Source organism: Sulfitobacter sp. (assembly GCF_036960155.1).
Taxonomy (GTDB): Bacteria; Pseudomonadota; Alphaproteobacteria; order Rhodobacterales; family Rhodobacteraceae; genus Sulfitobacter.
This window is the reverse complement of record NZ_JBALWB010000002.1, coordinates 1-24,443: the sequence shown is the minus strand read 5'-3', so window position 1 is coordinate 24,443 and position 24,443 is coordinate 1. Positions and strand designations below refer to the sequence as shown.

19 protein-coding genes are annotated in these 24,443 nt (G+C 53.1%); 14 read left to right on the top strand and 5 right to left on the bottom strand.

Annotated elements, in window-relative coordinates:
* Position 1: 1 nt before the first annotated feature.
* The 4 genes from V7775_RS06555 to V7775_RS06540 form a co-directional block, all read right to left on the bottom strand.
* Complete coding sequence (locus V7775_RS06555; protein WP_335751088.1) at positions 2–2,869, bottom strand: monovalent cation/H+ antiporter subunit A; 2,868 nt, start codon at positions 2,867–2,869, stop codon at positions 2–4.
* A 159-nt stretch (positions 2,870–3,028) separates the two neighbouring features.
* On the bottom strand, positions 3,029–3,775 hold the full coding sequence (locus V7775_RS06550; protein ID WP_335751087.1) for an SDR family oxidoreductase: 747 nt from the start codon (positions 3,773–3,775) through the stop codon (positions 3,029–3,031).
* Positions 3,776–3,801: 26 nt separating this feature from the next.
* Positions 3,802–4,299 (bottom strand): GNAT family N-acetyltransferase, encoded by a 498-nt coding sequence (locus tag V7775_RS06545; protein ID WP_335751086.1) that lies wholly within the window; start codon positions 4,297–4,299, stop codon positions 3,802–3,804.
* Positions 4,292–5,746: an aldehyde dehydrogenase family protein gene (locus V7775_RS06540; RefSeq protein WP_335751085.1), complete on the bottom strand. Its 1,455-nt coding sequence runs from the start codon at positions 5,744–5,746 to the stop codon at positions 4,292–4,294. Before V7775_RS06540 ends, V7775_RS06545 begins: the two co-directional genes overlap by 8 nt.
* A gap of 274 nt (positions 5,747–6,020) precedes the next feature.
* Here V7775_RS06540 and V7775_RS06535 point away from each other — a divergent pair, with 274 nt between their 5' ends.
* The 14 genes from V7775_RS06535 to V7775_RS06475 all read left to right on the top strand — a co-directional run bounded on the left by V7775_RS06535 (position 6,021) and on the right by V7775_RS06475 (position 22,107).
* On the top strand, positions 6,021–7,763 hold the full coding sequence (locus V7775_RS06535; RefSeq protein ID WP_335751084.1) for a sensor histidine kinase: 1,743 nt from the start codon (positions 6,021–6,023) through the stop codon (positions 7,761–7,763).
* Positions 7,760–9,097: a sigma-54-dependent transcriptional regulator gene (locus V7775_RS06530; protein ID WP_335751083.1), complete on the top strand. Its 1,338-nt coding sequence runs from the start codon at positions 7,760–7,762 to the stop codon at positions 9,095–9,097. The genes V7775_RS06535 and V7775_RS06530 overlap by 4 nt, the downstream gene beginning before the upstream one ends.
* A gap of 126 nt (positions 9,098–9,223) precedes the next feature.
* Positions 9,224–10,219 (top strand): TAXI family TRAP transporter solute-binding subunit, encoded by a 996-nt coding sequence (locus tag V7775_RS06525; RefSeq protein WP_335751082.1) that lies wholly within the window; start codon positions 9,224–9,226, stop codon positions 10,217–10,219.
* A gap of 65 nt (positions 10,220–10,284) precedes the next feature.
* A complete protein-coding gene (locus tag V7775_RS06520; RefSeq protein WP_335751081.1) occupies positions 10,285–12,441 on the top strand; it encodes a TRAP transporter permease in 2,157 nt (718 codons plus the stop codon).
* 383 nt (positions 12,442–12,824) lie between these two features.
* On the top strand, positions 12,825–13,829 hold the full coding sequence (locus V7775_RS06515; protein WP_335751080.1) for a LacI family DNA-binding transcriptional regulator: 1,005 nt from the start codon (positions 12,825–12,827) through the stop codon (positions 13,827–13,829).
* On the top strand, positions 13,829–15,139 hold the full coding sequence (gene xylA / locus V7775_RS06510; RefSeq protein ID WP_335751079.1) for a xylose isomerase: 1,311 nt from the start codon (positions 13,829–13,831) through the stop codon (positions 15,137–15,139). The genes V7775_RS06515 and xylA overlap by 1 nt, the downstream gene beginning before the upstream one ends.
* An 18-nt stretch (positions 15,140–15,157) precedes the next feature.
* Positions 15,158–16,210, top strand: coding sequence for a sugar phosphate isomerase/epimerase family protein (locus V7775_RS06505; RefSeq protein WP_335751078.1), 1,053 nt, complete (start codon positions 15,158–15,160; stop codon positions 16,208–16,210).
* A gap of 279 nt (positions 16,211–16,489) precedes the next feature.
* Positions 16,490–17,623, top strand: coding sequence for a Gfo/Idh/MocA family protein (locus tag V7775_RS06500; protein WP_335751077.1), 1,134 nt, complete (start codon positions 16,490–16,492; stop codon positions 17,621–17,623).
* Positions 17,620–19,128, top strand: coding sequence for a sugar ABC transporter ATP-binding protein (locus V7775_RS06495; protein ID WP_335751076.1), 1,509 nt, complete (start codon positions 17,620–17,622; stop codon positions 19,126–19,128). Before V7775_RS06500 ends, V7775_RS06495 begins: the two co-directional genes overlap by 4 nt.
* Positions 19,128–20,123 carry an ABC transporter permease gene (locus tag V7775_RS06490; RefSeq protein WP_335751075.1) on the top strand — a complete coding sequence of 332 codons (996 nt, stop codon included), beginning with the start codon at positions 19,128–19,130 and terminating at the stop codon, positions 20,121–20,123. The genes V7775_RS06495 and V7775_RS06490 overlap by 1 nt, the downstream gene beginning before the upstream one ends.
* 40 nt (positions 20,124–20,163) lie before the next feature.
* Positions 20,164–21,111 carry an ABC transporter substrate-binding protein gene (locus V7775_RS06485; protein WP_335751074.1) on the top strand — a complete coding sequence of 316 codons (948 nt, stop codon included), beginning with the start codon at positions 20,164–20,166 and terminating at the stop codon, positions 21,109–21,111.
* Between the two features lie 126 nt (positions 21,112–21,237).
* The gene (locus V7775_RS06480) at positions 21,238–21,408 is read left to right on the top strand and encodes a hypothetical protein (protein ID WP_335751073.1); all 171 of its coding nucleotides are present in this window, start codon (positions 21,238–21,240) and stop codon (positions 21,406–21,408) included.
* Positions 21,359–21,595, top strand: coding sequence for a helix-turn-helix domain-containing protein (locus tag V7775_RS24705; protein WP_443070096.1), 237 nt, complete (start codon positions 21,359–21,361; stop codon positions 21,593–21,595). Before V7775_RS06480 ends, V7775_RS24705 begins: the two co-directional genes overlap by 50 nt.
* A gap of 59 nt (positions 21,596–21,654) precedes the next feature.
* Positions 21,655–22,107: a hypothetical protein gene (locus V7775_RS06475; protein ID WP_335751072.1), complete on the top strand. Its 453-nt coding sequence runs from the start codon at positions 21,655–21,657 to the stop codon at positions 22,105–22,107.
* 661 nt (positions 22,108–22,768) lie between these two features.
* On the opposite strand, the gene V7775_RS06470 is transcribed toward V7775_RS06475, so the two are convergent.
* A complete protein-coding gene (locus V7775_RS06470; protein ID WP_335751071.1) occupies positions 22,769–23,896 on the bottom strand; it encodes a CAP domain-containing protein in 1,128 nt (375 codons plus the stop codon).
* Positions 23,897–24,443: the final 547 nt, after the last annotated feature.

Below are 24,443 nucleotides of genomic sequence, written 5' to 3'. Positions count from 1 at the left end.
ATTATAGCTCCTGCTCTTTTAAGGCTGGGGTTTCAGACCGTGCGGGATTGATATCCATCGCGTGATCGCTGTCTTTTACATGCGCGCGCCGCGCAAGGCGCGAGAACCCGTCAAGCGACAGCATCACAGCCCCCACAACCGCAAGGAAAACCCCCAGATCAAAGAGCGCAGCAGTCGCCAGTTCAAACTTTTCAAATGGCGGGATGCGCACATAGGTGAAATCGGACGTTAGGAATGGTTTGCCAACAAACCATGATCCGATGCCGGTGAGCCCCGCAATCAGAACACCCGCACCAATCACGCCCTGATGCGGATAGCGCTGGCGCGCAAATGCCCAGCTATATCCACTGGCCATGTACTGCATCACAAAGCCGATCGAAACGATAAGCCCCGAGATAAACCCGCCACCCGGTTCATTGTGGCCGCGCAAGAAGACATAAAAACCAACCATCATAACTACCGGCATCAACACCCGTGTCATCACGACCATCATCATCGGGTGCATGTCGCCCGCCAGCGTTTTATCTGGAGAGCGGTTGAGCAAGCGCGCACGTACTGGGCCGCCCAACAGGGTTTCCGTGAGCGCGTAGATTAGAACCGCTGCAATCCCCAGCACGATGATCTCGCCGAAGGTATCAAAGCCACGGAAATCAACGAGGATCACGTTGACCACATTTGTACCACCGCCGCCTTTATAGCTGTTGGCGAGGTGGAATTCGGAAATGGGTGCTAATACCGGACCGCGCAATAGATAGTGATAGCTAAGTGCCATCGCCGCCAATCCCCCCGCCACAGCAAGGATCACGTCACGTGAGCGGCGCAAGATCGAACTTTCGATCGGAGTTTCATTTGGCAAAAAGTTCAGCGCAAGCAGCAACAGAATGGTTGTCACCACTTCGACGGTGATCTGGGTCATGGCCAAATCAGGTGCCGAGAAGAACACAAAGGCGATGGACACCATTAGGCCAACAATCCCAATCAGGATCAGCGACAACAAGCGGTTGCGGTGCATGAACACCATGCCAAGGGTTGCCGCCACCATCATCCCCCAGCCCGCGATCTCGATTACGCCTGCAGGCTGAACACTGCGTGTCGCCTCACCTACTGTGCCGGACGCCCATGCGTAATAGCCCGCAACGATCACAGTCGCGGCCATAATCGCGCCGTACCGCGTAAACGCACCATTATGCAGCGGCAGTGTGGCTGCTTTTGCCAAACGAACCGAGGCATCAATTACAGCATCAAAAATGGTCTTGGCCTCAGGGCGCGGGGCAGCGTCCCATAACTTGAGCAGTGGCGTGAACAGCGCAAACACAATCAAGCCACCGACGACGGCCACAATCGACATGTACAGCGCAGGCACCAACCCATGCCAGATTTTCAGGTGCGCTTTGGGCATTTCGGCCTCGCCGCCCAAAACTGCGTAAGTGATCCCTTTGACTGCGGGCTCTACCAAAAACGGAGCGACACCAATCACAACAACCAACACCACCAAGAATGCAGGTGGCAACCAAAGGCCCGCTGGCGGATCATGTGGCTTGGCTGGATAATCGTCGCGTTTGGGACCTAGGAATGTGTGGCCAATCAGACGGAAACAATATGCGGCCGAGAACAGAGACCCGATAACGGCCAGCGTGGGAACAACCCAGTGATTGTCACCTAGAACCGTGTGATAGGCCTGCTCCAGCATCAATTCCTTGCTGAGGAAGCCATTGAGCAATGGAATGCCCGCCATCGAAAGCGCCGCCAATGTCGCGATCACAAAGGTGATGGGCATCAGATGGCGCAGACCGCCAAGACGGCGAATGTCGCGTGTGTGTGTTTCGTGATCAATGATACCAGCGGACATAAACAGCGCGGCTTTGAACGTGGCGTGGTTAAGGATGTGGAATACCGCAGCCATCGCACCTAGCGCCGTGCCCGTGCCCAGCAGCATTGTGATCAGACCAAGGTGGCTAACGGTTGAAAACGCCAGCAGCGCCTTGAGGTCGTGTTTGAACAGGGCAATCACCGCGCCCAGCACCATCGTGATTAGACCCGCTGAGGTCACAATCCAGAACCATTCAGGTGTGCCAGCCAGCACTGGCCACATGCGCGCCATCAGGAATATCCCTGCCTTCACCATCGTTGCCGAGTGCAGATAGGCTGAGACGGGCGTAGGTGCTGCCATCGCATGAGGCAGCCAAAAGTGGAACGGGAACTGCGCTGATTTGGTGAAACACCCAATCAGGATCAGGATTAGCGCAGGAAAATACAACTCACTGTTTTGGATCAACTCACGGTTTTGCAGGATCACGCTAAGGTCATAACTGCCCGCAATCTGCCCCAGAATGAGCATACCCGCGATCATAGCCAAACCGCCCATGCCAGTGACAGTGAGCGCCATGCGTGCACCTTGCCGCCCTTCGGGGAGGTGTTTCCAATATCCGATCAGAAGGAAGGACGACAGTGAAGTCAGCTCCCAGAAAACCAGCAAAAGCAATATGTTGTCGGATAAGACAATCCCAACCATCGCACCTTGGAACAACAGAAGGTAGGTGAAAAACTCTCCCATGTTGTCCTCACGCGCGAGATAATTGCGCGCATACGCGATGATCAGCAGACCGATACCAAGGATCATCGTGGCAAAGAAAAAGCCCAACGCATCCAGCATCAATGTGAAATTCAACCCCAATGCAGGGATCCAATCAAACCGGAACATCACAACATCACCAGCCATCACAGCAGGTAAGTTAGTCAGCAGCCCAACAAACGCGGCTAAAGTGACGGTAAATGTCACCCCCGCGCAGGCAGCACGCCCGGCTTGGTTCATCAATCCGGGCAGCAACGCGCCCAAAAACGGCAGTGCAACAATCAAAAGAAGGGACACGCGTGCTCCATACTGTTGGGGCCCAGAGATGTATCCCTCTTGGGCTGTCGTCACAACGCGAGCAGGAATCGCCGCGAAGGTTTTATGTACTCTACGCGTTATCTAAGTCGGGTGCGAACCGATACCAGACCTTAACAAGTTATTTCTTTAGGTTTTCGATCAGATACATCGCCCGCCATCGACTTCCATGCAGACTCCGGTGATCATTGAAGCCTCATCCGAGCATAAATAGCACGCAGCATTGCCCATATCCTCTGGCGTAGAAAAACGGCCAAGCGGTATCGTAGCCAAAAATTTTGCACGGATTTCAGGCGTATCTTCGCCCATAAAGCTTTTCAACAGAGGCGTTTCACCAGCTACGGGGTTCAATGCGTTCACCCGTACACCTGAAGGTGCCAGCTCAACCGCCATGCCCTTGGTTGCATTGATCATCCAGCCTTTGGAGGCGTTGTACCAGTTCAGATTTGGGCGCGGTGAGACGCCGGCGGTTGAGGCGACGTTCAGGATGCTGCCTTGCCCGCGCGCCTTCATCATCGGCACAATATGGCGGGCGGTATAGTAGACCGACTTACAGTTCACCCCGAACACGAGGTCAAAATCCTCTTCGCTGACGGTCTCCATTGGCGCGGGCAAATGCGTGACACCCGCGTTATTCACCAGAATGTCGATGTGTCCCCATGCTTCAGCCGCTTGGGCCGCCATTGCCTGCACACTGGCATTGTCAGCCACATTTGCGGTGGCCACAATCGCATGCGCACCCATTTCCTGACGCAGCTCTTCAGCCAAATCGGTATTCAGGTCCGCAATCATAACCTGAGCGCCCTCAGATACAAATTTGCGCACAATGCCCGCGCCAAAGCCAGACGCACCGCCCGTTACAATCGCTGTTTTCCCTTGCAAGCGCATGGCCTACTCCCCTTGGTTCATTTAAATTACAAAGCCCGTTTCAAAACGTGGCGTATATGTCCGTCCCCTGCCGGATCGCCCGGCACGGTTCTTTCCAACACAAATCCTTGGGCGTCCCAAAACGCGCGACCGCGTTCATTCACGTCTAGCACGGCCACTCGGATGCAGCGCGCACCTTCGCTAACCGCCAAGTCAAACACATGCCTCGCGATCCGCGCGCCGAGGCCTGCGCCCCGCGCGGCTGGATCAAGCAGAAGAAGTCCCATGTACCACTCACCCTGCTCGTAGAAGTTACGCAGGCAGGTCACAATTCCCGACAGCCCATTCTCTCCTACTGCGCCAAAGGAAAAAACATCCTCGGGCGGCAGGGTTGGCGGCGCTTCGGCCAGTATATTTGCGCCGTAATCCTGTGCCGGCGGCGCGCCTGTCTCAAGGATGATATAGTCAGCAGCCCGTACGCATAGATCTTGAACAGCGGCCAAATCGGCCTGCGGATCTAACGCACGGATCACTGGCTCAGCCATGATACGCCGCAACAGTTTTGAGCGACGTGAAGCCGTACAGCGCCTCAAAACCCTTTTCGCGGCCATGACCCGACAGGCCCGACCCGCCGAACGGCAGCTCTACGCCGCCCCCCGCCCCGTAGTTATTGAGGAATACCTGCCCTGAGCGCAACGCCTTTGCCAAACGCATTTGCCGTGCACCATCGCGCGACCAAACCGAGGCGACCAATCCGTAGGATGTGCCATTGGCAATCGCCAGCGCCTCGGCTTCATCCTCAAACGGGATGACAACCTGAACAGGTCCAAAAATCTCATCCTGCGCAAGGGAGTGATCGGGCGAGACACTTTCAAACAATGTGGGTGCGACGTAGGCCCCCCCTGCTGGCGCATCCGCGACAACTTCACCTTGGGCTATCATGTTTAGGTCTGCGCCTTTGGCTAAAAAGCTCTCAACGATTTGTTTCTGACGCTGCGAAACCAGTGGCCCGACGGCGAGATCATCCATCGCGGGGCCAGCACGCAGCGCGGCGTAACGCTCGGCCATTTTGCTAACCACCTCGGCATAGACACCCCGTTGAACAAGGATACGCGAAGAGGCTGAACAGGTTTGGCCAGCGTTTTGAATACCTGCGCCCACCAGAAACGGTAGGGCCATTTCAATATCAGCATCATCAAACACCAGTTGAGGAGACTTGCCGCCCAGTTCCAGCGTGACAGGCACAATATTTTGCGCCGCCGCTTGCTGGATCAAACGCCCCGTCCCCACAGAACCAGTGAATGAAATGTGGTTCACGCCGCTATGGGCGGTCAGCGCCGCACCAGCCTCGGCACCGGTGCCCGCAACGACATTTAACGCACCATCAGGCAAGCCCGCGCGCCGTGCCAGTTCACCAAATGCAAGGGCCGTCAGGCAGGCCTCTTCGGCTGGTTTAAGGACTGCAGCATTGCCTGTCGCCAAGGCTGCGCCAACAGAACGACCGATGATCTGCATCGGGTAATTCCACGGGATGATATGGCCCGTTACGCCGTGCGGCTCTCGCAGTGTGTAAACGGTATATCCATCAAGGTACGGGATCGTTTGGCCGTGCAGTTTATCCACCGCGCCAGCATAAAATTCCATGTAGCGCGCAAGGGCGACAACGTCATCGCGCGCTTGGGTTAATGGCTTTCCAACATCAAGCGCTTCAAGCTTGGCGAGTTCGTCAATGTTCTCTAACACCAACGCGCCAATCTTCTGCAACACGCGCCCCCGCTCCACAGCGGTTGCTTTACCCCAAGGGCCCTCAAAAGCCGTGCGTGCGGCCTCCACAGCGCGGTCAATATCAGAAGTACCGCCGCAGGCGATTTCACACAGGGTGCTGCCATCAGACGGGTTGATCAACGCCATGGTCTGCCCGCTGTCACAAGGCGCCCAACGGCCCCCAATCAAGCAATGAGAAGGGTCTATATCTAACGGTCGGAGGCTCATGACGGCAGTCCTTTCACATGGAACAATCCAACTTGGCAAGTCAGCAACCCATTGGCAAGGCAGCAAGTTCACATTCGCTGTATTCTCTACAACAACTGCAGCTATGAGCTCTTGTTGGTTGGCCCGCTTCCAGCATCATTACTCTCGATCCCAAAGACCATCCGAACAACCATCAACCTTGCGGATTTCCGCAGGGCCGTTCAAGTATGCCAGCCGAGCAGCTATTTACATGACCTGCAGTCCCGTATGACAAGTAAGACCTTGGGAGAGAGTAATGCAAACTGAAGCAGATATCGAACGCGCGCCAGGGAGGATGCGGAAAAGTGTTCTCGGCGTGTTGCTCTTTACTGTTGTGTTTGGCATCGCCGCGACCTTCTTTGGAGCTCAGCATTATTTTGAAAAGTTAGAGGGTGAAGCGGCGTCAAACCGTATGAACCTCTATTTGCGCGCGCTGAATGAAACGCTGCGCCAGCACCAACATTTACCTTTCGTTTTGGCCCACGACCCGCGATCTGCACTGGCCTTGCAACCTGTTGCCCCCGAAACGGACATAAACGAACGGCTGCAACTGTTGGCTCAAGAAGCCAAGCTAGAAGCGATCTACCTGATGGATATAAACGGGCGCGTTCTTGCAACGTCAAATGCACACGAACCCCACAGTTTTCTTGGGCAAAACTACGGGTTTCGCCCCTACTTTCAAAGTGCGCTGCAAGGCCAACGCAGCGACTACTTTGCCATTGGCGCAACATCAGGTCGGCCTGGGTATTTCGTGGCTGAACCCGTTCTATCCAGAGAAGACGCCTTAAGAGGCGTCATCGCGATCAAGCTGGATGTGAGCGAACTTCAACGGTCTTGGGAAAGTGATAGCGAAACGATTGTGGCCATCAACAAAGACAATATCGTGGTTCTAGCTTCAAATCCAGACTGGCTATATCGCCCCATCAACTCCTTGGACCCCAAAGTCCGAAGCGCCATTCTAGAGAACCGACAGTTCAGCGGTGAGGCACTTACTCCTTTAGATTGGTCTTTTTTTGGAGAAAGCCGCGTTAGTGTCGAAGGAACCAATTATTTGTTGGCTTCGGGAGAAGCAGATTGGCGTGGTTGGACAGTCCACTACTTACAGCCTGAAAGCTACATACTTCGAGCAACACTTTTGACGACAGCTTTTTTCGGCAGTATCATCATCTTCCTCCTTGGTTTTGCGACGTTTCTTCGGTCCCGACGTATTGAGCTGGCGTATGCGGCATCAGAACGCCAACGGTTACAATTGGTAGAGAGCAACAACCGTTTGGAACACGCACAAACCGAACTTGCGCGCAGTGCAAAACTAGCCGCCCTTGGACAAGTTGCAGCCTCAGTTACACATGAACTGGGCCAGCCCATCAGTGCCTTTCGAAACCATCTAGTGGCCGCTGAAATGAGCAATGAAATTACGTCACCTCAAACGGCCACGAATTTGAATAAACTTGTCGACAGGATGGAATCCATCACAGGACAGTTCAAATTTTTTGTGCGCGGCCGGAGTCCCCAAAAAGCAATTGTCGATTTATCAACGGTCCTTCAAGAAGTTGAAAACCTTTTGAGAACCGAAATTGTAACAGGGAAAATTGATTTTCAATCTGCCCATTTACCTGAGCCAATCAAATTGTATGCACACCAGATCCAACTAGAACAAGCTTTGGTCAACCTCCTGAAAAACGCGATCCATGCCGTCGAAAATGAACCAAACCCTAAGATCAGGATGGATGTTGTTAAAAACTTGGACACTATTGAAATACGCATTACTGACAATGGTCCCGGGCTCGCTGGTACGACCCTTAAAGACCTGCAAGAACCGTTTTTCAGCACCAAACCCTCCGGTGTTGGTATGGGTCTTGGCCTTGCCATCGCGACGGAGATTATTAACGATCACGCAGGGGATCTGACCCTTGGGGAGGTCACCAAGGGTGCGCAATTTGTAGTTACACTGCCGATCAAAAATGACGGGCCACTGCAAACCGATGGGGAGAGAACATGAACTCAGGGACAGTCCTTGTTATTGATGACGACCGCGAAATGCGCGCATCATTGGACCATTTATTGCAAAGCGCGGGATACGACACCGTGATCGCAAAAAATGCGCATGAGGGGCTGGAAGCGTTACAGCGCAGTGCCCCCGATGTTATTCTAAGTGACGTACAAATGCCCGGAATGGACGGTTTGGAATTTCAGCTAAAAGTCCGCGAGATCAGCCATGTGCCTGTTGTTTTGATCTCTGCACATGGGGATATCCCGATGGCTGTTGGTGCCTTGCAAAACGGTGCATATAGCTTTGTCGAAAAACCCTTTGCACCGCGGCGCCTTTTGGGGATTCTTAAAAATGCCATCCGCATGAAGCGTCTCGAGGACAGCACGAAACTCCTGCAAAGTCGTTTGGCTGAGCTGACCGACCTGGAACGTATTTTGATTGGCAACAGTGCTCAGATAAATGCCGTGCGTGACACGATCTTTGATTTTGCCCAGAGCCGTGCAAATGTTTTAATCCTTGGGGATACGGGCACGGGCAAGGAACTGGTAGCGCGGGCGTTACATGATCTGGGCACATCAGCTGCGGCCCCTTTTGTGCCGGTCAACTGCGCTGCGATCCCGCCGGAACGGTTTGAGGAAACAGTGTTTGGCACCAGTGAAAACTTAAACGGGCTGATGAACCAAGCAGATGGCGGAACCTTGTTTCTTGATGAGCTAAGTTCCATGCCGTACCAGACACAGGCCAAATTTCTGCGTGCCATTGAAACACAGCAATATCAACGGGTCGGTGAGACCGAGGTTCAGACCGTAAAGTTGCGTGTCATCAGCGCGGCCTCAGCCCAGATCACGCAGATGGTGGCTGACAAAACCTTTCGCGAGGATTTGTTGTTCCGCCTAAACACATTGGACATCGTGCTGCCCTGTTTGGCTGACCGCGGCGAGGATGCCTTATTGTTGTTTCGCCATTACATGCTGCGGCTTAGCAAGCTGTATGAATTGCCGTTTCCCAAGCTGACGAATGACGATATTTCAGCAGTAATGGCGTATGACTGGCCCGGGAATGTGCGAGAGCTGCAAAACGTCGCAGAACGACGCGTGCTGGCGCAGCGGCGTGGCGGTGGCTCTGTCAGGCAGGCCATCGCGCGACAGACCCCCATGCAACCATTCCCTGAAACGTTGCGAGAGGCCGTTGCTGCGTTTGAGCGTGAATTGATCAGCCGCGCGATTCAGGACGAAGACGGGCGCATGGACGATGTTGCCGCTACCCTTGGCATTGGTCGCCGGACATTGAACGAAAAGATCGTCAAGCTGAGCCTTGATAAAGACGCGCTTTTGAAAGGCTGAATAATCCTGCGGAATTCCGCAGACGGTTTTCTTTCTGTCCTGCACTTTCCTTCATACCGCGCGCGCTCCCTGTTCGGCATGAACGTCACAGGCTGTTTTACAGCTATATTTCTGGGAGGAACTATCATGAAAATGTTGAAAGCGCTTGTTATGAGCGCGGGTCTTGTGACGTCTGGTGCCGCGTTTGCGGAAGGTGGCGATTATGTTTTAAACACGGCATCCACAGGCGGCACCTATCACCCTGTTGGTACTGCGATCTCTACTTTGTCGAAGATCAAATTACTGCCAACACAAAAGTTTTCGCTAACCGCCGTAAATTCCGCTGGCTCAAGCGCGAACGTACAAGCCTTGTCCGCAGGCACTGCTGACTTCGCAATTCTGCAAGGTCTGTTTGGGTCTTATGCCGTCACCGGTACTGGCCCCATAAGCGAGCCACAGGTAAATCTGCGTTCGGTTACAATGCTATGGCAAAACGTCGAACAATTTGTTGTTCCAACAGAAAAAGCCACAACAGGGACAGTTGAAGATCTGGCCACGCTCAAAGGCATGTCGGTCGGCATGGGCAAACAGAATTCTGGCACCATCGGCTCCAACACCCTTTTGTTGTCCGGTCTGGGCCTCGACGTAAACGCTGATTTCACATTGGTCTCTGCAGGTTACGGCCCAACGGCAGACGCATTGGCTAACGGTCAAGTGTTTGCAGCAGGCATCCCGTCTGGTCCCCCAACTGGTGCAATTACCAAACTGATGGCTTCTAACGAGGGCAAATTCACAATCCTCGACGTGACGGCGGATCAAGCCGCTGCAATGGACGGCGGCCGTAACCTTTGGGTGCCCTACACAATTACAGCAGGCACGTATCCAGGTCAGACCAAGGATGTGAACACCATCGCGCAACCTAACTTTTTGGCCGTTAACGCAAGTGTGGACGAAGAGCATGTCTATATGCTCACTAAAACGATGTACGAAAACCTACCGTTTCTACAGGCAATCCACCCGGCAACCAAAGCCATGATGATTGAATCTGCAATGGCTGGCCTGCCCGCCCCCCTACACCCCGGAGCAGCGCGTTATTACACCGAAGTTGGGTTGGAAATTCCGGCTAACTTGATCGCGAAATAAAGCGGCAAACGATCTAAAGGGGCAGCTAAATAGTTGCCCCTTTTCTTATACATTGGGGGGGACACATGACATTTTCCATAGAGAATGGGCCATCGACGCGCGACACACTTTTGAGCATGCCAACGGGAAAGTTTGAGCCTCGGCACATTGTGCTCGTTTTTGCCATCTGCTTTGCGATTTGGCACGTATTAACAAACGTTTATCTTACCGAACCTGGGCTATGGCAGAATGCCACCCACTTTGCGGGCTTTGCATTTCTGGCATCCATTACCATGAGCCCTTGGGGCAAACGATCGGGCGAAACATGGGCTTGGATTGTTGATATTGTCTATGGATTGCTAGTGGCGGGAGCTGCTCTCTGGGTGGCTTGGGCCGAAAGCGGCCTGTACGAGCGTTCCCTCGCGGTTACAGGTTTGGGTTGGCAGTTTACGTTCATCGATTGGGCCGCCGGACTGCTGCTGGTATTTGCCTGCATTGATCTGTCTCGCCGCGTCGCGGGTTGGGTTATTCCAATCCTGATTGTCTTGTCCCTCAGCTATATCCTTTTTCTGGGTACAATGTTGCCCGGTGTCTTTCGATCAGCCAGCTTGCCACTCAATGACGTGTTGTTTCGCACTCTTTATAATGACGAGGGGATGTTTGGCATCCTTGGCAATATCTCGGTCACCAACATCACACTATTTATGATCTTTGGCGGATTTCTGGTTGTTTCTGGTGCCAGTAATTTTGTGATCGAGATTTCCAAAGTTGTTGCGGGCCGTGTCAAAGGTGGTGCGGCCTTTGTTGCTGTCATTTCTTCTGCTCTTACGGGCACGATCTCTGGATCTGCGATTGCCAACACGGCCTCTACCGGGGTCATCACCATACCGCTGATGAAGTCAAACGGCTTTCGCCCACAATTCGCAGCAGGAGTTGAGGCTGCTGCATCGACAGGCGGTCAACTTATGCCACCCATCATGGGCGCGGGTGCCTTTGTGATGGCCAGCTACACCTCTATCCCCTATGGCACGATTGTTGCGGTGTCTGTTGTTCCTGCAATCCTCTATTTCTTGTCAGTTGCATTTATCGTGCGCATTGAGGCGGTCAAATATGACGCTGGTTCTGAAATTGACCTGACGGTAGATCGCGGCAAGATGCTGTCGGGTGGTCTGGTGTTTGTCATCCCATTAACAGTGATGATCTGGTTGTTGTTGACAGGTGTGACGCCCTCTTACGCCGCGTGTTGGGCGATTGTCGCCGTGATCGTAACCTCTTGGTTCACCAGCCTTGTTGCACATTTTGACCAAGATGGTTCGTTCAAGCCCGTCAACATGGGCCCGTCAAAGATATCAGAGGCGCTTATCAGTGGTATCCGTTCTGCCATTATGACCGCTATCCTGCTGACAGCCATCGGGATCATGAACAACGCGATTGTGACCAGTGGCGTTGGCAATGGTTTTTCCTTGATGATCGCGCAGTGGTCGCAAGGCTCTCTGGTGCTGGCCATTGCGTTGATCGCCATTGCTTCGTTGGTGTTGGGCATGGGGCTGCCAGTGACCGCTGCCTATATTATCCTTGCGATCCTGACGGCCCCCGCGCTGGCAGGAATTATGGCTGATGGATTAATTGCCGAACAACTGGTTGCAGGCATCACAGACCCCGCGAAATCAGGGCTATTCTTCCTTGTGGATCATCCTCTTGTTGCGCAAGTGACCACTGGCATGACCAAACCTGAGGCATGGGAGTTGATCCGGAACATCCCCTTTGAGATCGCCGTCACGATCCGTCCCGTCATGGTTGATCCTGCGTTGCAAACCACATTCTTGCTCACCGCCCACCTGATCATTTTCTGGCTCAGCCAAGATTCGAACGTGACGCCCCCTGTTTGCCTTGCAGCGTTCACTGCGGCCGGAATTGCGGGATCCAGCCCAATGGCTACAGGCTTTGAAAGCTGGAAAATCGCCAAGGGCCTGTATGTCGTACCCCTATTGTTCGCCTACACACCTTTGATTTCAGGTGACCTAATCGAGGTTCTGCAAATCGGTTTCTTTGCGCTCTTCGGGATTTACGCAACCAATGCTATCATCCAGTGGTATGCAGAGGGTCCTATTGGCCCAGTGGCGGCATTGCTTTTGGTCCTTGGTGCCGTGGGCGCGTATTGGCCCTTGGCCCTACTGCCCAATATCGCCGGCGCAACTGTGGTAATGGCTGTTATTGTCATGTCATCCCGCAGCAAGACTTAATAAAACTGGCCTCGCTAGAATTCTCGCGGGGCCACCCACGAATCAACTTTCGCCTCAGGTTCCCCCCAATTTGAAGGAATCATGAAGTTAAACCTAAGACTCTGCCAGCTACGTTGTTGTGGCCGTCGCAATGGACGTCATGGTTTCTAAAGGTCAATTGTGACCTGCGCCAGTTCTGCCCCCCCCTGCCATTTTTCAAATTGGTCCAGCACATGCTGGGCCGACCCTCCATTTTCTAAAGGGAGAATGGTCCCATTTCGGTGATTGGCCTTCAATTGTCCAAGCGTTTTGAATGCTACGTATTTGGTAATGACATACTACCATCATAAAATTGATTGACGTACCTCAAATTTAACTTTACCAATTATTAACCGGGGGGAAACATGAACGGACCAACAGTACATGATGTTGCAAAGACGGCTCAGGTTAGCCTTGCTACGGTTGACCGCGTTTTAAATAACCGTGGCGGCGTCTCAAAGAAGGCAGAGGAAAAAGTCAAAGCTGCTGTCGCGCAGACAGGCTATGTGCGCAATCTTGCTGCTGCAAATCTGTCGCGCCGTCGTGTTTACCGGTTCTGTTTTATTGTCCCGTCGGGCGACACGGGATTTGTCGCCTTGTTGCTTGCCGCACTTGAACGCGAGCGCAGCAGGTTGGTCGAAGAACAAATACTAATCCAAATCATTCCGACCAATGCCTTTGATGTCGCAGGCCAAGTTGCGGCATTGCGCGATCTTGAGTGCGACGCGGTGGCGATCATGGCAAGTGAAGCCCGCGAAGTTCAAGACGAAGTCAGTCGCCTGCGGGCAGCAGGTGTTCGGGTTGTAACCCTTGTGGCCGACCTGCCCCAATCCGATCGCGAGGCCTATATTGGTCTTGATAATGTTGCCGCTGGCCGTACGGCAGCGGAATTTATGGGACGATTTTTAGGCGATTCAGGTGAGATTTTGATGATCGCTGGGTCCTTGTCTGCGCGTGACCACAATGAGCGCCTTATGGGGTTTCGTAGGGTCATGCAGGAACGTTTCCAGCACCTAACACTTTTGCCAGCGGTTGAGGGTAATGATGACGCCAAGACTGTTGAACAGCTAGTGTCAGAAGCGGCCGCAGCACGGCCTTTGGTTGGTATATATGCGATCGGTGCAGGAAACCGAGGACTGGTACGTGCCGTCAAAAACGCAGAAACCAAACCCGTCACAATTGTACATGAACTTACACCAACATCACGCCAAGGGTTGCGCGATGGCACCATTGATCTGGTGTTGGATCAAGACACGTCTGCGGCCGTTGTGGCCGCCGTTCGGATCATGCGCGACCTCACTGAGCGACGTGAGCAATCCGTTGATACCGGAAAAATCCGATTAAATATTTATAGCCGAGAGAACATCTAATGAGCAGATACTTTGCCGACATTGAACCTATTGCCTTTGGCGGCCCTGACAGCACCGATCCTATGTCGTTTCGCCATTACAACCCTTCCGAACAGTTGGGCGACAAAACTATGGCCGAGCATCTGAAGTTCGCTGTGTGCTACTGGCACAACTTTGTCTGGGAAGGGAACGACCCCTTTGGTGGACAGACATTTGAGCGGCCCTGGTTTCCTGCGGACACAATGGCGTTGGCCAAACAAAAGGCCGATGATGCCTTTGATATGTTCCGCATTCTGGGTGTGCCGTACTTTTGTTTTCACGACCATGATGTGCGTCCCGAAGGCGATAGCCTACAAGAAAGCCACAAACGCCTGAACGAAATGGCGGATTACATGGGCGAGAAAATGGCCAACGGCGGCCCCAAGCTGCTTTGGGGCACGGCGAATATGTTTTCGAACCGCCGCTATATGTCTGGGGCATCCACCAACCCCGACCCAGACGTGTTTGCCTACTGCGCCTCAACTGTGAAATCTTGCATGGACGTCACCCACCGCTTGGGCGGCGAAAACTATGTGCTTTGGGGCGGTCGCGAGGGGTATGAAACCTTGCTCAACACCAACCTGGACCGTGAGTTGGAACAGATGGGCCGTTTCCTCAGCATGGTTGTCGAATACAAACACAAGATCGGCTACAAAGGCGCGATCCTGATCGAGCCAAAGCCGCAGGAACCTACCAAGCATCAGTATGATTATGACGTCGCCACGGTTTACGGCTTCCTGAAGCGTTTTGGTCTTGAGAACGAGGTTCAGGTGAATGTCGAACAAGGACACGCAATCCTTGCAGGCCACTCGTTTGAACATGAATTGGCGATGGCGCGAACCCTTGGTATCTTTGGGTCCATCGACATGAACCGTAATGATTACCAATCGGGCTGGGACACGGACCAATTCCCGAACTCCCCGTCCGAGGCAGCATTGGCCTATTACGAAGTACTAAAGGCCGGCGGCTTTAAAACGGGTGGCACTAACTTTGACGCCAAACTGCGTCGCCAATCTTTGGATGCAAGCGATTTAATCGCAGCCCATGTTGGTGGAATGGATGTCTGTGCCCGTGGCCTTAAGTCAGCCCATGCAATGATTGCTGATGAAGCCTTAGAGGGCCCGCGTGGTGCACGCTACGCCGGCTGGGAAACCGATGCAGCCAAGGCGATGTTGGCCGAGGGTGCCACATTGGATGGTATCGCAGCCGCGGCCGAAGCCGCAGGTCTGAACCCGCAACCAATGTCGGGACAGCAAGAGAAACTAGAGAACATCGTCAATCGCTACGTTTAACGTCTGGGAGGAAAATGTATGAAAACGATTAAAGGTCCGGCGCTGTTTCTAGCGCAATTTGCAGGCGACGACGCGCCGTTTGACTCTTGGGATTCGATCACCAAATGGGCGGCGGATTGCGGCTATAAAGGCGTGCAAGTTCCCAGCTGGGATGCGCGCATGATTGATCTAGACAAGGCCGCCAGCTCAAAAGGGTATTGTCAAGATTGGGCTGGCCAAGCACGCGCAAATGGCGTTGAAGTGACCGAACTATCAACTCACCTGCAAGGCCAGTTGGTTGCGGTTCATCCCGCTTATGACGATGCCTTTGATGGCTTTGCCGCCCCCGAAGTGCGCGGCAATCCCAAAGCCCGTCAAGAATGGGCTGTGGATCAGGTAAAAAAGGCGCTTACCGCGTCCAAACACCTTGGGATCGGCGCACATGCCACGTTCTCGGGCGCATTGGCGTGGCCCTATGTTTACCCATGGCCGCAACGCCCCGCGGGTTTGGTGGAACAAGCGTTTGACGAGCTGGCAAAGCGTTGGTTGCCGATCCTAGATCACGCCGAAGATTGCGGCGTTGATGTGTGTTATGAAATCCACCCCGGCGAAGACCTGCATGACGGCATCACCTACGAGATGTTCCTTGAGCGCACAGGCAACCACGCCCGGGCCAACATGTTGTATGACCCCTCCCACTACGTCCTTCAATGCATGGATTACCTCGACAATATCGACATCTACAAAGACCGCATTCGGATGTTCCACGTCAAAGATGCAGAATTCAATCCAACAGGGCGTCAAGGCGTCTATGGCGGCTATCAACCATGGGTCGATCGCGCGGGCCGCTTCCGGTCATTGGGCGATGGACAGGTCGATTTCGGGGCTGTGTTTTCCAAAATGGCCGCCAACGGGTTTGACGGTTGGGCCGTCGTTGAGTGGGAATGCGCCATCAAACATCCCGAAGACGGAGCACGTGAAGGTGCGCAGTTCGTCAAAGACCACATTATCCGCGTGACCGAACGCGCCTTTGACGATTTCGCCGATGGCGGCGCGGACAACGCGTTAAACGCCAAGATGATGGGGATTTGAGGTGCGAGTCTATGTCGTTGATACTGACGGGACGAAATTACCCGCACACTACTACGAGCCAAATGCGCGAACCAAACCGGACATGTTTGGCAAGACCCAAGGTTATCGCTGTGCACCGTCGGGGGACAAACACAACTTCTCCGACAAAGGACTGTTTTACCGAAAGATAGAAGATTTAGCCGATCACCTCAAAGCAAATCGCAGCTGGGGAGTTCGTGTCACCAAAAGCCCAAGCCAGTCATTGCGGTACAAAGAAATTTTTATTGACGGAGTGAAACTATGACACCTATTCGGCTTGGCATGGTTGGCGGCGGCAATGATGCGTTTATTGGCGGCGTTCACCGCATTGCATCGCGTATCGACGGGCGGTTTGAATTGGTCGCGGGGGCGCTGTCCTCAACGGCTGAGAAATCCAAAGCGTCCGGCGCGGCCTTAGGCTTGGATGCGGATCGCTGTTATGGTGATTTCGCGGAAATGGCCAAACGCGAGGCCCGTTTGAAAAACGGGATTGAGGCGGTTGCAATTGTGACGCCCAATCATGTGCACTACCCCTCAGCACGTGAATTCCTGAAACGCAGTATACACGTGATCTGCGACAAACCACTAACGTCTACTTTAGCGGACGCCAAAAAGCTGGTGGCGGCAGCGGAAAAGTCCGACGCACATTTCATCCTAACGCACAACTACACTGGCTACCCGATGGTGCGCCAAGCGCGCGCGATGGTGGCTGAGGGTGCTCTTGGTAAAATTCGCGTTGTGCAGGCGGAATACCCGCAGGATTGGCTGACAACCCCACTTGAAAGCGAAGGGTTGAAGCAGGCGGAGTGGCGCACCGACCCTGCCCGTTCCGGCGCTGGCGGTTGTGTTGGCGACATCGGAACACATGCCTATAATCTTGCGGGTTTTGTGAGTGGTCTGACACTTGAAAGCCTTGCCGCCGATCTGACCAGTTTTGTTGAAGGCCGACGCCTGGATGACAACGTCCATGTGATGCTGCGCTACATCGGTGGAGCCAAAGGCATGTTGTGGTCGTCCCAAGTGGCACCGGGTAATGAGAATGCGCTGAAGCTGCGGGTTTACGGTGAAAAAGGCGGGTTGGAATGGTCACAAGAAGATCCCAACTACCTGTGGTTTACACCTCATGGCGAACCTAAACGCCTTTTGACGCGCAATGGCGCTGGCGCACACGGCGTAAACCAAGCTGTCTCGCGTATCCCCCCGGGCCACCCTGAAGGTTACCTTGAAGGGTTCGCAAACATCTACAATGAGGCCGCTGATCTGATCACCGCAGCACGTGACGGCAACACAATCGAGCACATGTTGCCAACGGTACATGACGGCTTGGACGGTGTGACGTTCATTGATGCTTGCGTACGTTCCTCGGCCCGTAACGCGGCATGGGTCAAAGTATGACCCAAACACCCGCCCTATCGTTAACCAATATTTGCCGCAGCTTTGGGCCTGTCCAAGTTTTGCATGATGTGGACATCACGCTTGCTGCTGGAGAAGTGCACGCGCTTATTGGTGAAAACGGAGCGGGTAAATCGACCACAATGAAAATCATGTCGGGGTATTTGGCCCCGACGAGTGGCACGCTCACTTTAAACGGGCAGCCTGTGTCCTTGGCCAACTCACAAGACGCCGAAGCGCAGGGCGTGGTTTTGATCCATCAGGAATTCAACCTTGCAGACCAATTAAGCGTGGAACAAAATATCTTCCTTGGGCACGAAAAGAAACGTGGCTTCCTGTTGGACAAGGCCGGAATGCAGGCCGAAACACGGGCGCTGCTTGCGCGTTTGAATTGTCAGGTCGACCCGTCTGCTCGTGTTCGCGATATTGCCAATGCAGACAAGCAGATGGTCGAGATCGCCAAGGCATTGTCACGTAATGCATCCGTGTTAATCATGGATGAGCCAACGGCGGTGTTGACCGAGCGCGAAGCCGAAGTGCTTTTTGAACAGGTTGAACAGTTAAGGGCCGAAGGTGTCGCGATTTTATTCACCTCCCATAAGTTGGATGAGGTAAAACGGATTTCGGACAAAATTACCATTTTGCGGGATGGCCATGTGGTGTCCAGCGGCCCAGCAAGTGATTGCAACGAAGACCAAATGGCCGAAAGCATGGTGGGGCGCGATGTCTCATCACTTTACCCTGTGCGCGTTGGATCAGTTGGTACGGAACCAGCTCTTGAGGTCAGTAACTTTTCAGTCCCGGGGTTCGCGCAAGACATCTCTTTCACCCTGAAAAAAGGCGAAATCTTGGGTGTCTCCGGTTTGATTGGATCGGGACGCACTGAAACGATGGAAGGACTGATTGGGTTGCGCACAGCCACTGGCGATGTGCGTATCAACGGAATGCCCGTCAATCTTAGATCTCCTCGTCAAGCACAAGATGCAGGCCTTTGTTATCTAACAGAAGATCGCAAAAGCCGTGGCCTGCTTTTAAGCAAAGGCATGCGAGAAAACCTGACGCTCCAATCGTTGCCAGATTTCACCAATTGGTTGATCAATCAGAATTCCGAAGAGATGGCCCTGACCAAAGCGATTGAAGATTTCGACATTCGTGCGCCCACGCGCGAAGTTGCCGTGGGGAACCTGTCAGGCGGCAACCAGCAAAAACTATTGATCGCCAAGGTGATGCTGGCCGCTCCAAATATCGTCATCATCGATGAGCCGACACGCGGCATCGATATTGGCACCAAACAACAAATCTATGAATTTATCCACATGCTCTCGCAGCAGGGAAAATCCATCATCGTTATCAGTTCCGAGATGCAGGAGGTCATTGGCCTCGCGGATCGCGTCATCGTCATGCGCACAGGGCGCATAGCAGGCGAAGTTTCGGGCGCTGACATGACGGAAGACAGAATCGTGCGGCTCGCGATGGGCCTTGGCGCGCAAAAAGAAGAGGCAGCCTAATGGCCACGGCAGAAACCACTCGCAAACCCAACATGCTACTCGACCTCAAGGTCATGGGGCCGATTTTGGCCCTTGTTGTGCTGGTCATTATCGGCACGCTGATGAACGGAAACTTCCTAAGCACAGGCAACATCACCAATGTTTTGTCGCGCTCTGCCTTCATCGGGATCATTGCGGTGGGCATGACATTTGTCATCACTGCGGGTGGTTTAGACCTGTCAGTGGGATCTATGGCGGCCTTTATTGCCGGCTTGATGATCCTTGTGATGAACGGGTTATTACCCACAATGGGGGCTGGTTGGCCTTTGGTCATGGTGGGAATGCTAACGGCCATTGTTGCAGGCACTGCCGCTGGGTTTGTGAACGGATTTCTCATCACAAACATGCGGATCGAGGCGTTCATTGTCACGCTTGGCACCATGGGAATTTACCGCAGCCTTGTGACGTGGCTCGCCGATGGCGGCACCTTGTCCCTTGATTTCGGGATGCGCGCAATCATTAGGCCCATCTATTTTGACGGCATCCTTGGCATCAGCTGGCCGATCATCGTCTTCGCGCTTGTTGCGATTATCGGCGAAGTGGTCATGCGGCGTGCGGCATTTGGGCGTCATGCAGCCGCTGTTGGTTCCAACGATCAGGTCGCACGTTATTCATCCGTGAATGTGAACCGTGTGCGCATGATGACTTACGTGTTCTTGGGCATCTTGGTTGGCGTGGCCACCATCATGTACGTCCCACGTTTGGGGTCGGCATCATCCAGCACAGGTGTGCTGTGGGAACTTGAAGCCATCGCCGCTGTCATCATCGGCGGCACGATGCTCAAGGGCGGTTTTGGTCGGGTTTGGGGCACCGTGATCGGCGTGCTGATCCTGTCCTTGATCGGCAATATTTTAAACCTAACCGACGGTGTGTCACCCTACCTAAATGGTGCCATCCAAGGAATTATCATTATTCTCGCTGTGATTTTGCAGCGGGACAAGAAGGCGGAGGGATAAAACCCACCGTAATTTAAAATGGTCAACTAGGAGGAAAACCATGAAATTTTCTAAAATCACAGGTGCAGTCGCACTTGCAGCTACGCTGGCAATGCCCGCATTTGCACAAGATACAAAAGTAATCGGTGTATCAATTCCCGCAGCGACCCACGGTTGGGCTGGTGGCATGAACTTCCACGCTCAAGAAGCTGTTAAGCGCCTTGAAGCGGTCTATCCACAACTAGATTTTGTTCTAGCAACGGCGTCTGATCCAGCCAAGCAAGTCAACGACATCGAAGACATGATGGCAACGCGCAACATCGACGCGCTTGTCGTTCTGCCTTTTGAGTCCGAACCCCTGACAAGCCCGGTTAAAGCCGTCGCAGACAGCGGCGCATGGGTCACCGTTGTGGACCGTGGATTGGCGATTGAAGGTATCGAAGATCTGTATGTCGCAGGCGACAACTCAGGCTTTGGGAAAGTGTCCGGCGAATACATGGTTTCTGCCATGCCAGACGGTGGTAAAATCGTTGCGTTCCGCGGCATCCCCACAAGCATCGACAACGAACGTGTCGCCGCTTTTGAAACAGCCATCGAGGGTTCGGGCATCGAGATCATCGGCATGGAGCACGGCAACTGGAACCGCGACGATAGCTTTGTTGTCATGGAAGACTTCCTGTCCAAGCACTCAGAAATCAACGCGGTTTGGGCGTCGGATGATGACATGGCAATCGGTGTTCTAGCAGCGATCGAGGCCGCGGGTCGCGACGACATCAAATTTGTCCTTGGTGGTGCTGGCATGAAAGAGATGATTGCACGCACACGGGACGGCGATGTTATGATCCCTGCAAATGTAACCTATCCACCGTCCATGATCGCAACAGCGATTGAATTGACGGCAGTTGGTCTAACGTCAACAGCGCCAGTATCCGGTACATTCGTTATTGGTTCTGTCTTGATCACTCAGGAAAATGCAGCTGAGTTCTACTACGCTGATAGCCCATTTTAGGATTGGAAACGTAGCGAGAGGCCAATTGGTTCCTCGCTACTGCCTGACGTCAGTGTTTGTGGGTCCAAATAGCTCTATTTGATAGGACAGTGTTGTTGGCTCATCGCAACCACTGAAGAGTGGAAGATGAGGCAGACAACTGGAATGCACAAAAGACGTGGCGAGAAGATCGTCAAAGATATCAAACGTGCCACGCGCATGCATTATTTTTCGAAAGAGAAGATCTGCATCGTGCTGAACAGGTTGCGTGGCGAAGACATCATTGCTGAGCCGTGCCGCCCGTTTCTCGGCATCTGAGAAGCTGGAGATCATCAGGCTCCTCGAAGGATCGCATCTGTCGACACGACTGATGTTGTCCAAACTGGGTATCCCCCGCACCAAATTCTACCGCTGGCATGATCGTTATCACCAGCCTGGTGAGGTTGGATTGCAGGGCCAATCTCCAAACCCAGACATGTTTGGAACCGCTTTTCCGACGAGGTGAGGCACAAGATCGTTAACCTCGCCCCGAAAGAGACGAAATTATCGCCGCGAGAATTGGCGGTGACGTTCAGCGATCAAGAACGTTCCTATGCCTCTGACGCCACAGTCTACCGCTACCTCAAGGCACGTGACCTGATCACCAGCCCTGAGGTAGCGGCCGCTGAGTTATCTATAGAGAATGAGCGGATCAAAGTTGCAAAAGCCAGAGAAACTGCGGCATCTGAGGCCGCTGCTGTAAAACAAGCGCCAAACATAAAGATCAATTCAGCAAACTTGATTCGAGTTGTCAGTCAATCGCGTTACTGCGATGCCGCTTCATTCTTACGGTACAACTGTCATCGCACACCAAAGTGCGGTGACGCTCCAAATGATACAACTTTGGATGCAGACGTATGCGGTTTACCAGGCTCTGCTGATATGCCGCTTTTGTTGGAAGTTAATTATTGCTGCGGAACAGCTCAGAAGAATGATACTTTTCCATATAGAATAAAAGCGTATTTGGTTTGCGAATAAAATAAACAATCCTAAACGGTTTAACCCACAGAATAACTCTAAGAGCATCGTAAGCACGGCAATAAGCGTTTCTACCGTGCTGTGCTAGCAATGTCCTAGGTAAAGTCATGCTAGCACAGCGATTTCGCCACAATTCAGAAAACCTCTAAGAATATGTTTCTTATTATATTTAAACTTCACTCAGAGGCGAATTTGGACCGCCGACACGAGGGTTTTCAATGCCCTTAATGATAGTTTAAACTGTTGATCTTGTTGGTGCCCGTTTGAACTGTGCTAGGTCTGCGCTAGGTCTGCGCTAGATTTCAACATTGGCACGTTGATTGCTAGGTTGGCTTAGTAATAGTCTGATTTTGTTGTTTTTCAGCGTGACGGAGCGGACATATTTTTGATTGAGGACTTGAATTGATCAAGTTTTCTTGGCGTATGAATTAGCATGAGATTTTGGATGCGGGTCTTTCAAACCCGACATCCACCTCACTTTGTCCGAATAGCTAAATACGGACAAAGGGGCTATTCATCCTATTGCAACCAATGGCGGCTTTTCAGAAAAAGCTCGGCCAAAGGTGGTTGACGAGACAAGCTTCCGTTGGATTTGAGATTAGGGGCGCGGCGATCTCAATTGCGGCGCCCCATTTCGACTATTGCAAGCGCATGCGCTAGATCAGCACATGTATGAAAAGACGTCGACTTCGGCCACGTCAGTGATACCAACCAACGTCAAAGACGTGTCATTGCCAAGATCGATGACTGTATTTCCATCTACAGCACTGGCGTTTTCGGCAAAGAAATTCTCAACATTTTGGCGATTGCCAACAAGCGATGGATCGATGAACAAGACATCCTCGCCAACGGTGAAGTCAGTGATTTTGTCATTGCCTGCGGAGAAATCGAAATAGTCTTCACCTGATCCGCCGGTCATGATGTCGTCACCAATTTCTCCGATGAGGAAGTCCATTCCGTCGCCGCCCTCCAGACTGTCATTCCCTTTGCCGCCAAACAGGACATCGTCACCATTTGCACCAATTATGGAATCATTACCGGCCTCACCGTCTAGGTAATTCGACCCGTCTGACCCGGTGACTTCGTCATCGCCCGCTCCAGCAAAGATCATGAACCAAGTCCCTGTGGCTGTGATCTTGTCGTCACCGGCAGTTCCAAAGTGGACGCCTGAAACAAGATCCATTCCATCGTCAGGCTCTGGTGTCGGCTCAGGTTCCGGCGTTGGCTCTGGTGTCGGCTCAGGTTCCGGCGTTGGCTCTGGTGTCGGCTCAGGTTCCGGCGTTGGCTCTGGTGCCGGAACCGGATCAGGCGTTGGGGTTAAGTCCGATTCAACTGAGGTTGACGTATCGCCATCGGTACGTGCAAAGTTTTGCGTAACGACCACGCCATCAAAACCATCAAACTCTCCACGCTCAATTCCTATCCCGATTTCAGTGAAATCGGGATTGAGGATGTTAGCCCTGTGTCCTGGGCTCTCCATCAGACCTTGATGCAGTTGCGCGACATCATCAGCAATCCCTTCAGCACCACGTTCGGATTGCCAAGCAATGTTTTCACCTGACGACCATGACCCCTCGAAGGGATAGTTTGCCGCTTGCATCCGCTCAGTCGCGGTTGATCCCCCCTGGCCGGTGTGGGAGAATTCGTCGGTACTGATCATCCATTTACTGTGATCTTCGCTGGAATCGTTCAACAGCGTGTTCAACTTTACTGGGTTCAAACCCGCCGCCGCCCTCTCTTGATTGATCAGTTCGAGCATTTGTCGTTCAGCAGTGCTGGCAAGTGCCATTGGTCTTCCTTTCTTTGTTTATCTGGTAGGAAGTCCGTCAAAGCACGCCGAATAGACACCTTGCTACTATGAGCAAAACACCGCTTTGAAAGCAGCCAATGGTTGCTCAAAACACATCAGCAGCAGAGCTATTATTCGCTGAGAGTTTTTCTGCTTATCGTTGGTGATCTGTCTCATTTCCGGGGCCAATCCGAAGATCGTAAATGATTACGGAAGGTTGGTTGCCGAGACACTGCTGAAAGCAGCTCAGTAGGTTTGAAAGTACCGGAAAGCGCATTGCGGACATTGATGCACCTTGCAGCATCAGTCACTCTGGGCTCTAAACGGACGTTCGCTGCCATTGCAAAGGTCGCGGGCTGCTACTTGGACCGTTGAGACCGCCGGACAAAGTGTTGATTCGCTGCGGCTGCAGCTTTCGTTGGTTACTTTACTATCTGCTCAAGCATTGATGAGCTTTGCTTGCAGGTTCTCTCTAGGGGCTGCCAGCGGGCTTGCCGCGTATCCCAGCCGGACCAGCATTTGAACTGTGCCGCCTGATGGAGCCAAA

What these genes read in the sequence shown, in the direction of transcription:
- V7775_RS06550 (WP_335751087.1), bottom strand. Translation starts at nt 3,775, where the DNA reads ATGCGCTTGCAAGGGAAAACAGCGATTGTAACGGGCGGTGCGTCTGGC.
- V7775_RS06545 (WP_335751086.1), bottom strand. Translation starts at nt 4,299, where the DNA reads ATGGCTGAGCCAGTGATCCGTGCGTTAGATCCGCAGGCCGATTTGGCC.
- V7775_RS06540 (WP_335751085.1), bottom strand. Translation starts at nt 5,746, where the DNA reads ATGAGCCTCCGACCGTTAGATATAGACCCTTCTCATTGCTTGATTGGG.
- V7775_RS06535 (WP_335751084.1), top strand. Translation starts at nt 6,021, where the DNA reads ATGCAAACTGAAGCAGATATCGAACGCGCGCCAGGGAGGATGCGGAAA.
- V7775_RS06530 (WP_335751083.1), top strand. Translation starts at nt 7,760, where the DNA reads ATGAACTCAGGGACAGTCCTTGTTATTGATGACGACCGCGAAATGCGC.
- V7775_RS06525 (WP_335751082.1), top strand. Translation starts at nt 9,224, where the DNA reads ATGAAAATGTTGAAAGCGCTTGTTATGAGCGCGGGTCTTGTGACGTCT.
- V7775_RS06520 (WP_335751081.1), top strand. Translation starts at nt 10,285, where the DNA reads ATGACATTTTCCATAGAGAATGGGCCATCGACGCGCGACACACTTTTG.
- V7775_RS06515 (WP_335751080.1), top strand. Translation starts at nt 12,825, where the DNA reads ATGAACGGACCAACAGTACATGATGTTGCAAAGACGGCTCAGGTTAGC.
- xylA (WP_335751079.1), top strand. Translation starts at nt 13,829, where the DNA reads ATGAGCAGATACTTTGCCGACATTGAACCTATTGCCTTTGGCGGCCCT.
- V7775_RS06505 (WP_335751078.1), top strand. Translation starts at nt 15,158, where the DNA reads ATGAAAACGATTAAAGGTCCGGCGCTGTTTCTAGCGCAATTTGCAGGC.
- V7775_RS06500 (WP_335751077.1), top strand. Translation starts at nt 16,490, where the DNA reads ATGACACCTATTCGGCTTGGCATGGTTGGCGGCGGCAATGATGCGTTT.
- V7775_RS06495 (WP_335751076.1), top strand. Translation starts at nt 17,620, where the DNA reads ATGACCCAAACACCCGCCCTATCGTTAACCAATATTTGCCGCAGCTTT.
- V7775_RS06490 (WP_335751075.1), top strand. Translation starts at nt 19,128, where the DNA reads ATGGCCACGGCAGAAACCACTCGCAAACCCAACATGCTACTCGACCTC.
- V7775_RS06485 (WP_335751074.1), top strand. Translation starts at nt 20,164, where the DNA reads ATGAAATTTTCTAAAATCACAGGTGCAGTCGCACTTGCAGCTACGCTG.
- V7775_RS06480 (WP_335751073.1), top strand. Translation starts at nt 21,238, where the DNA reads ATGAGGCAGACAACTGGAATGCACAAAAGACGTGGCGAGAAGATCGTC.
- V7775_RS06470 (WP_335751071.1), bottom strand. Translation starts at nt 23,896, where the DNA reads ATGGCACTTGCCAGCACTGCTGAACGACAAATGCTCGAACTGATCAAT.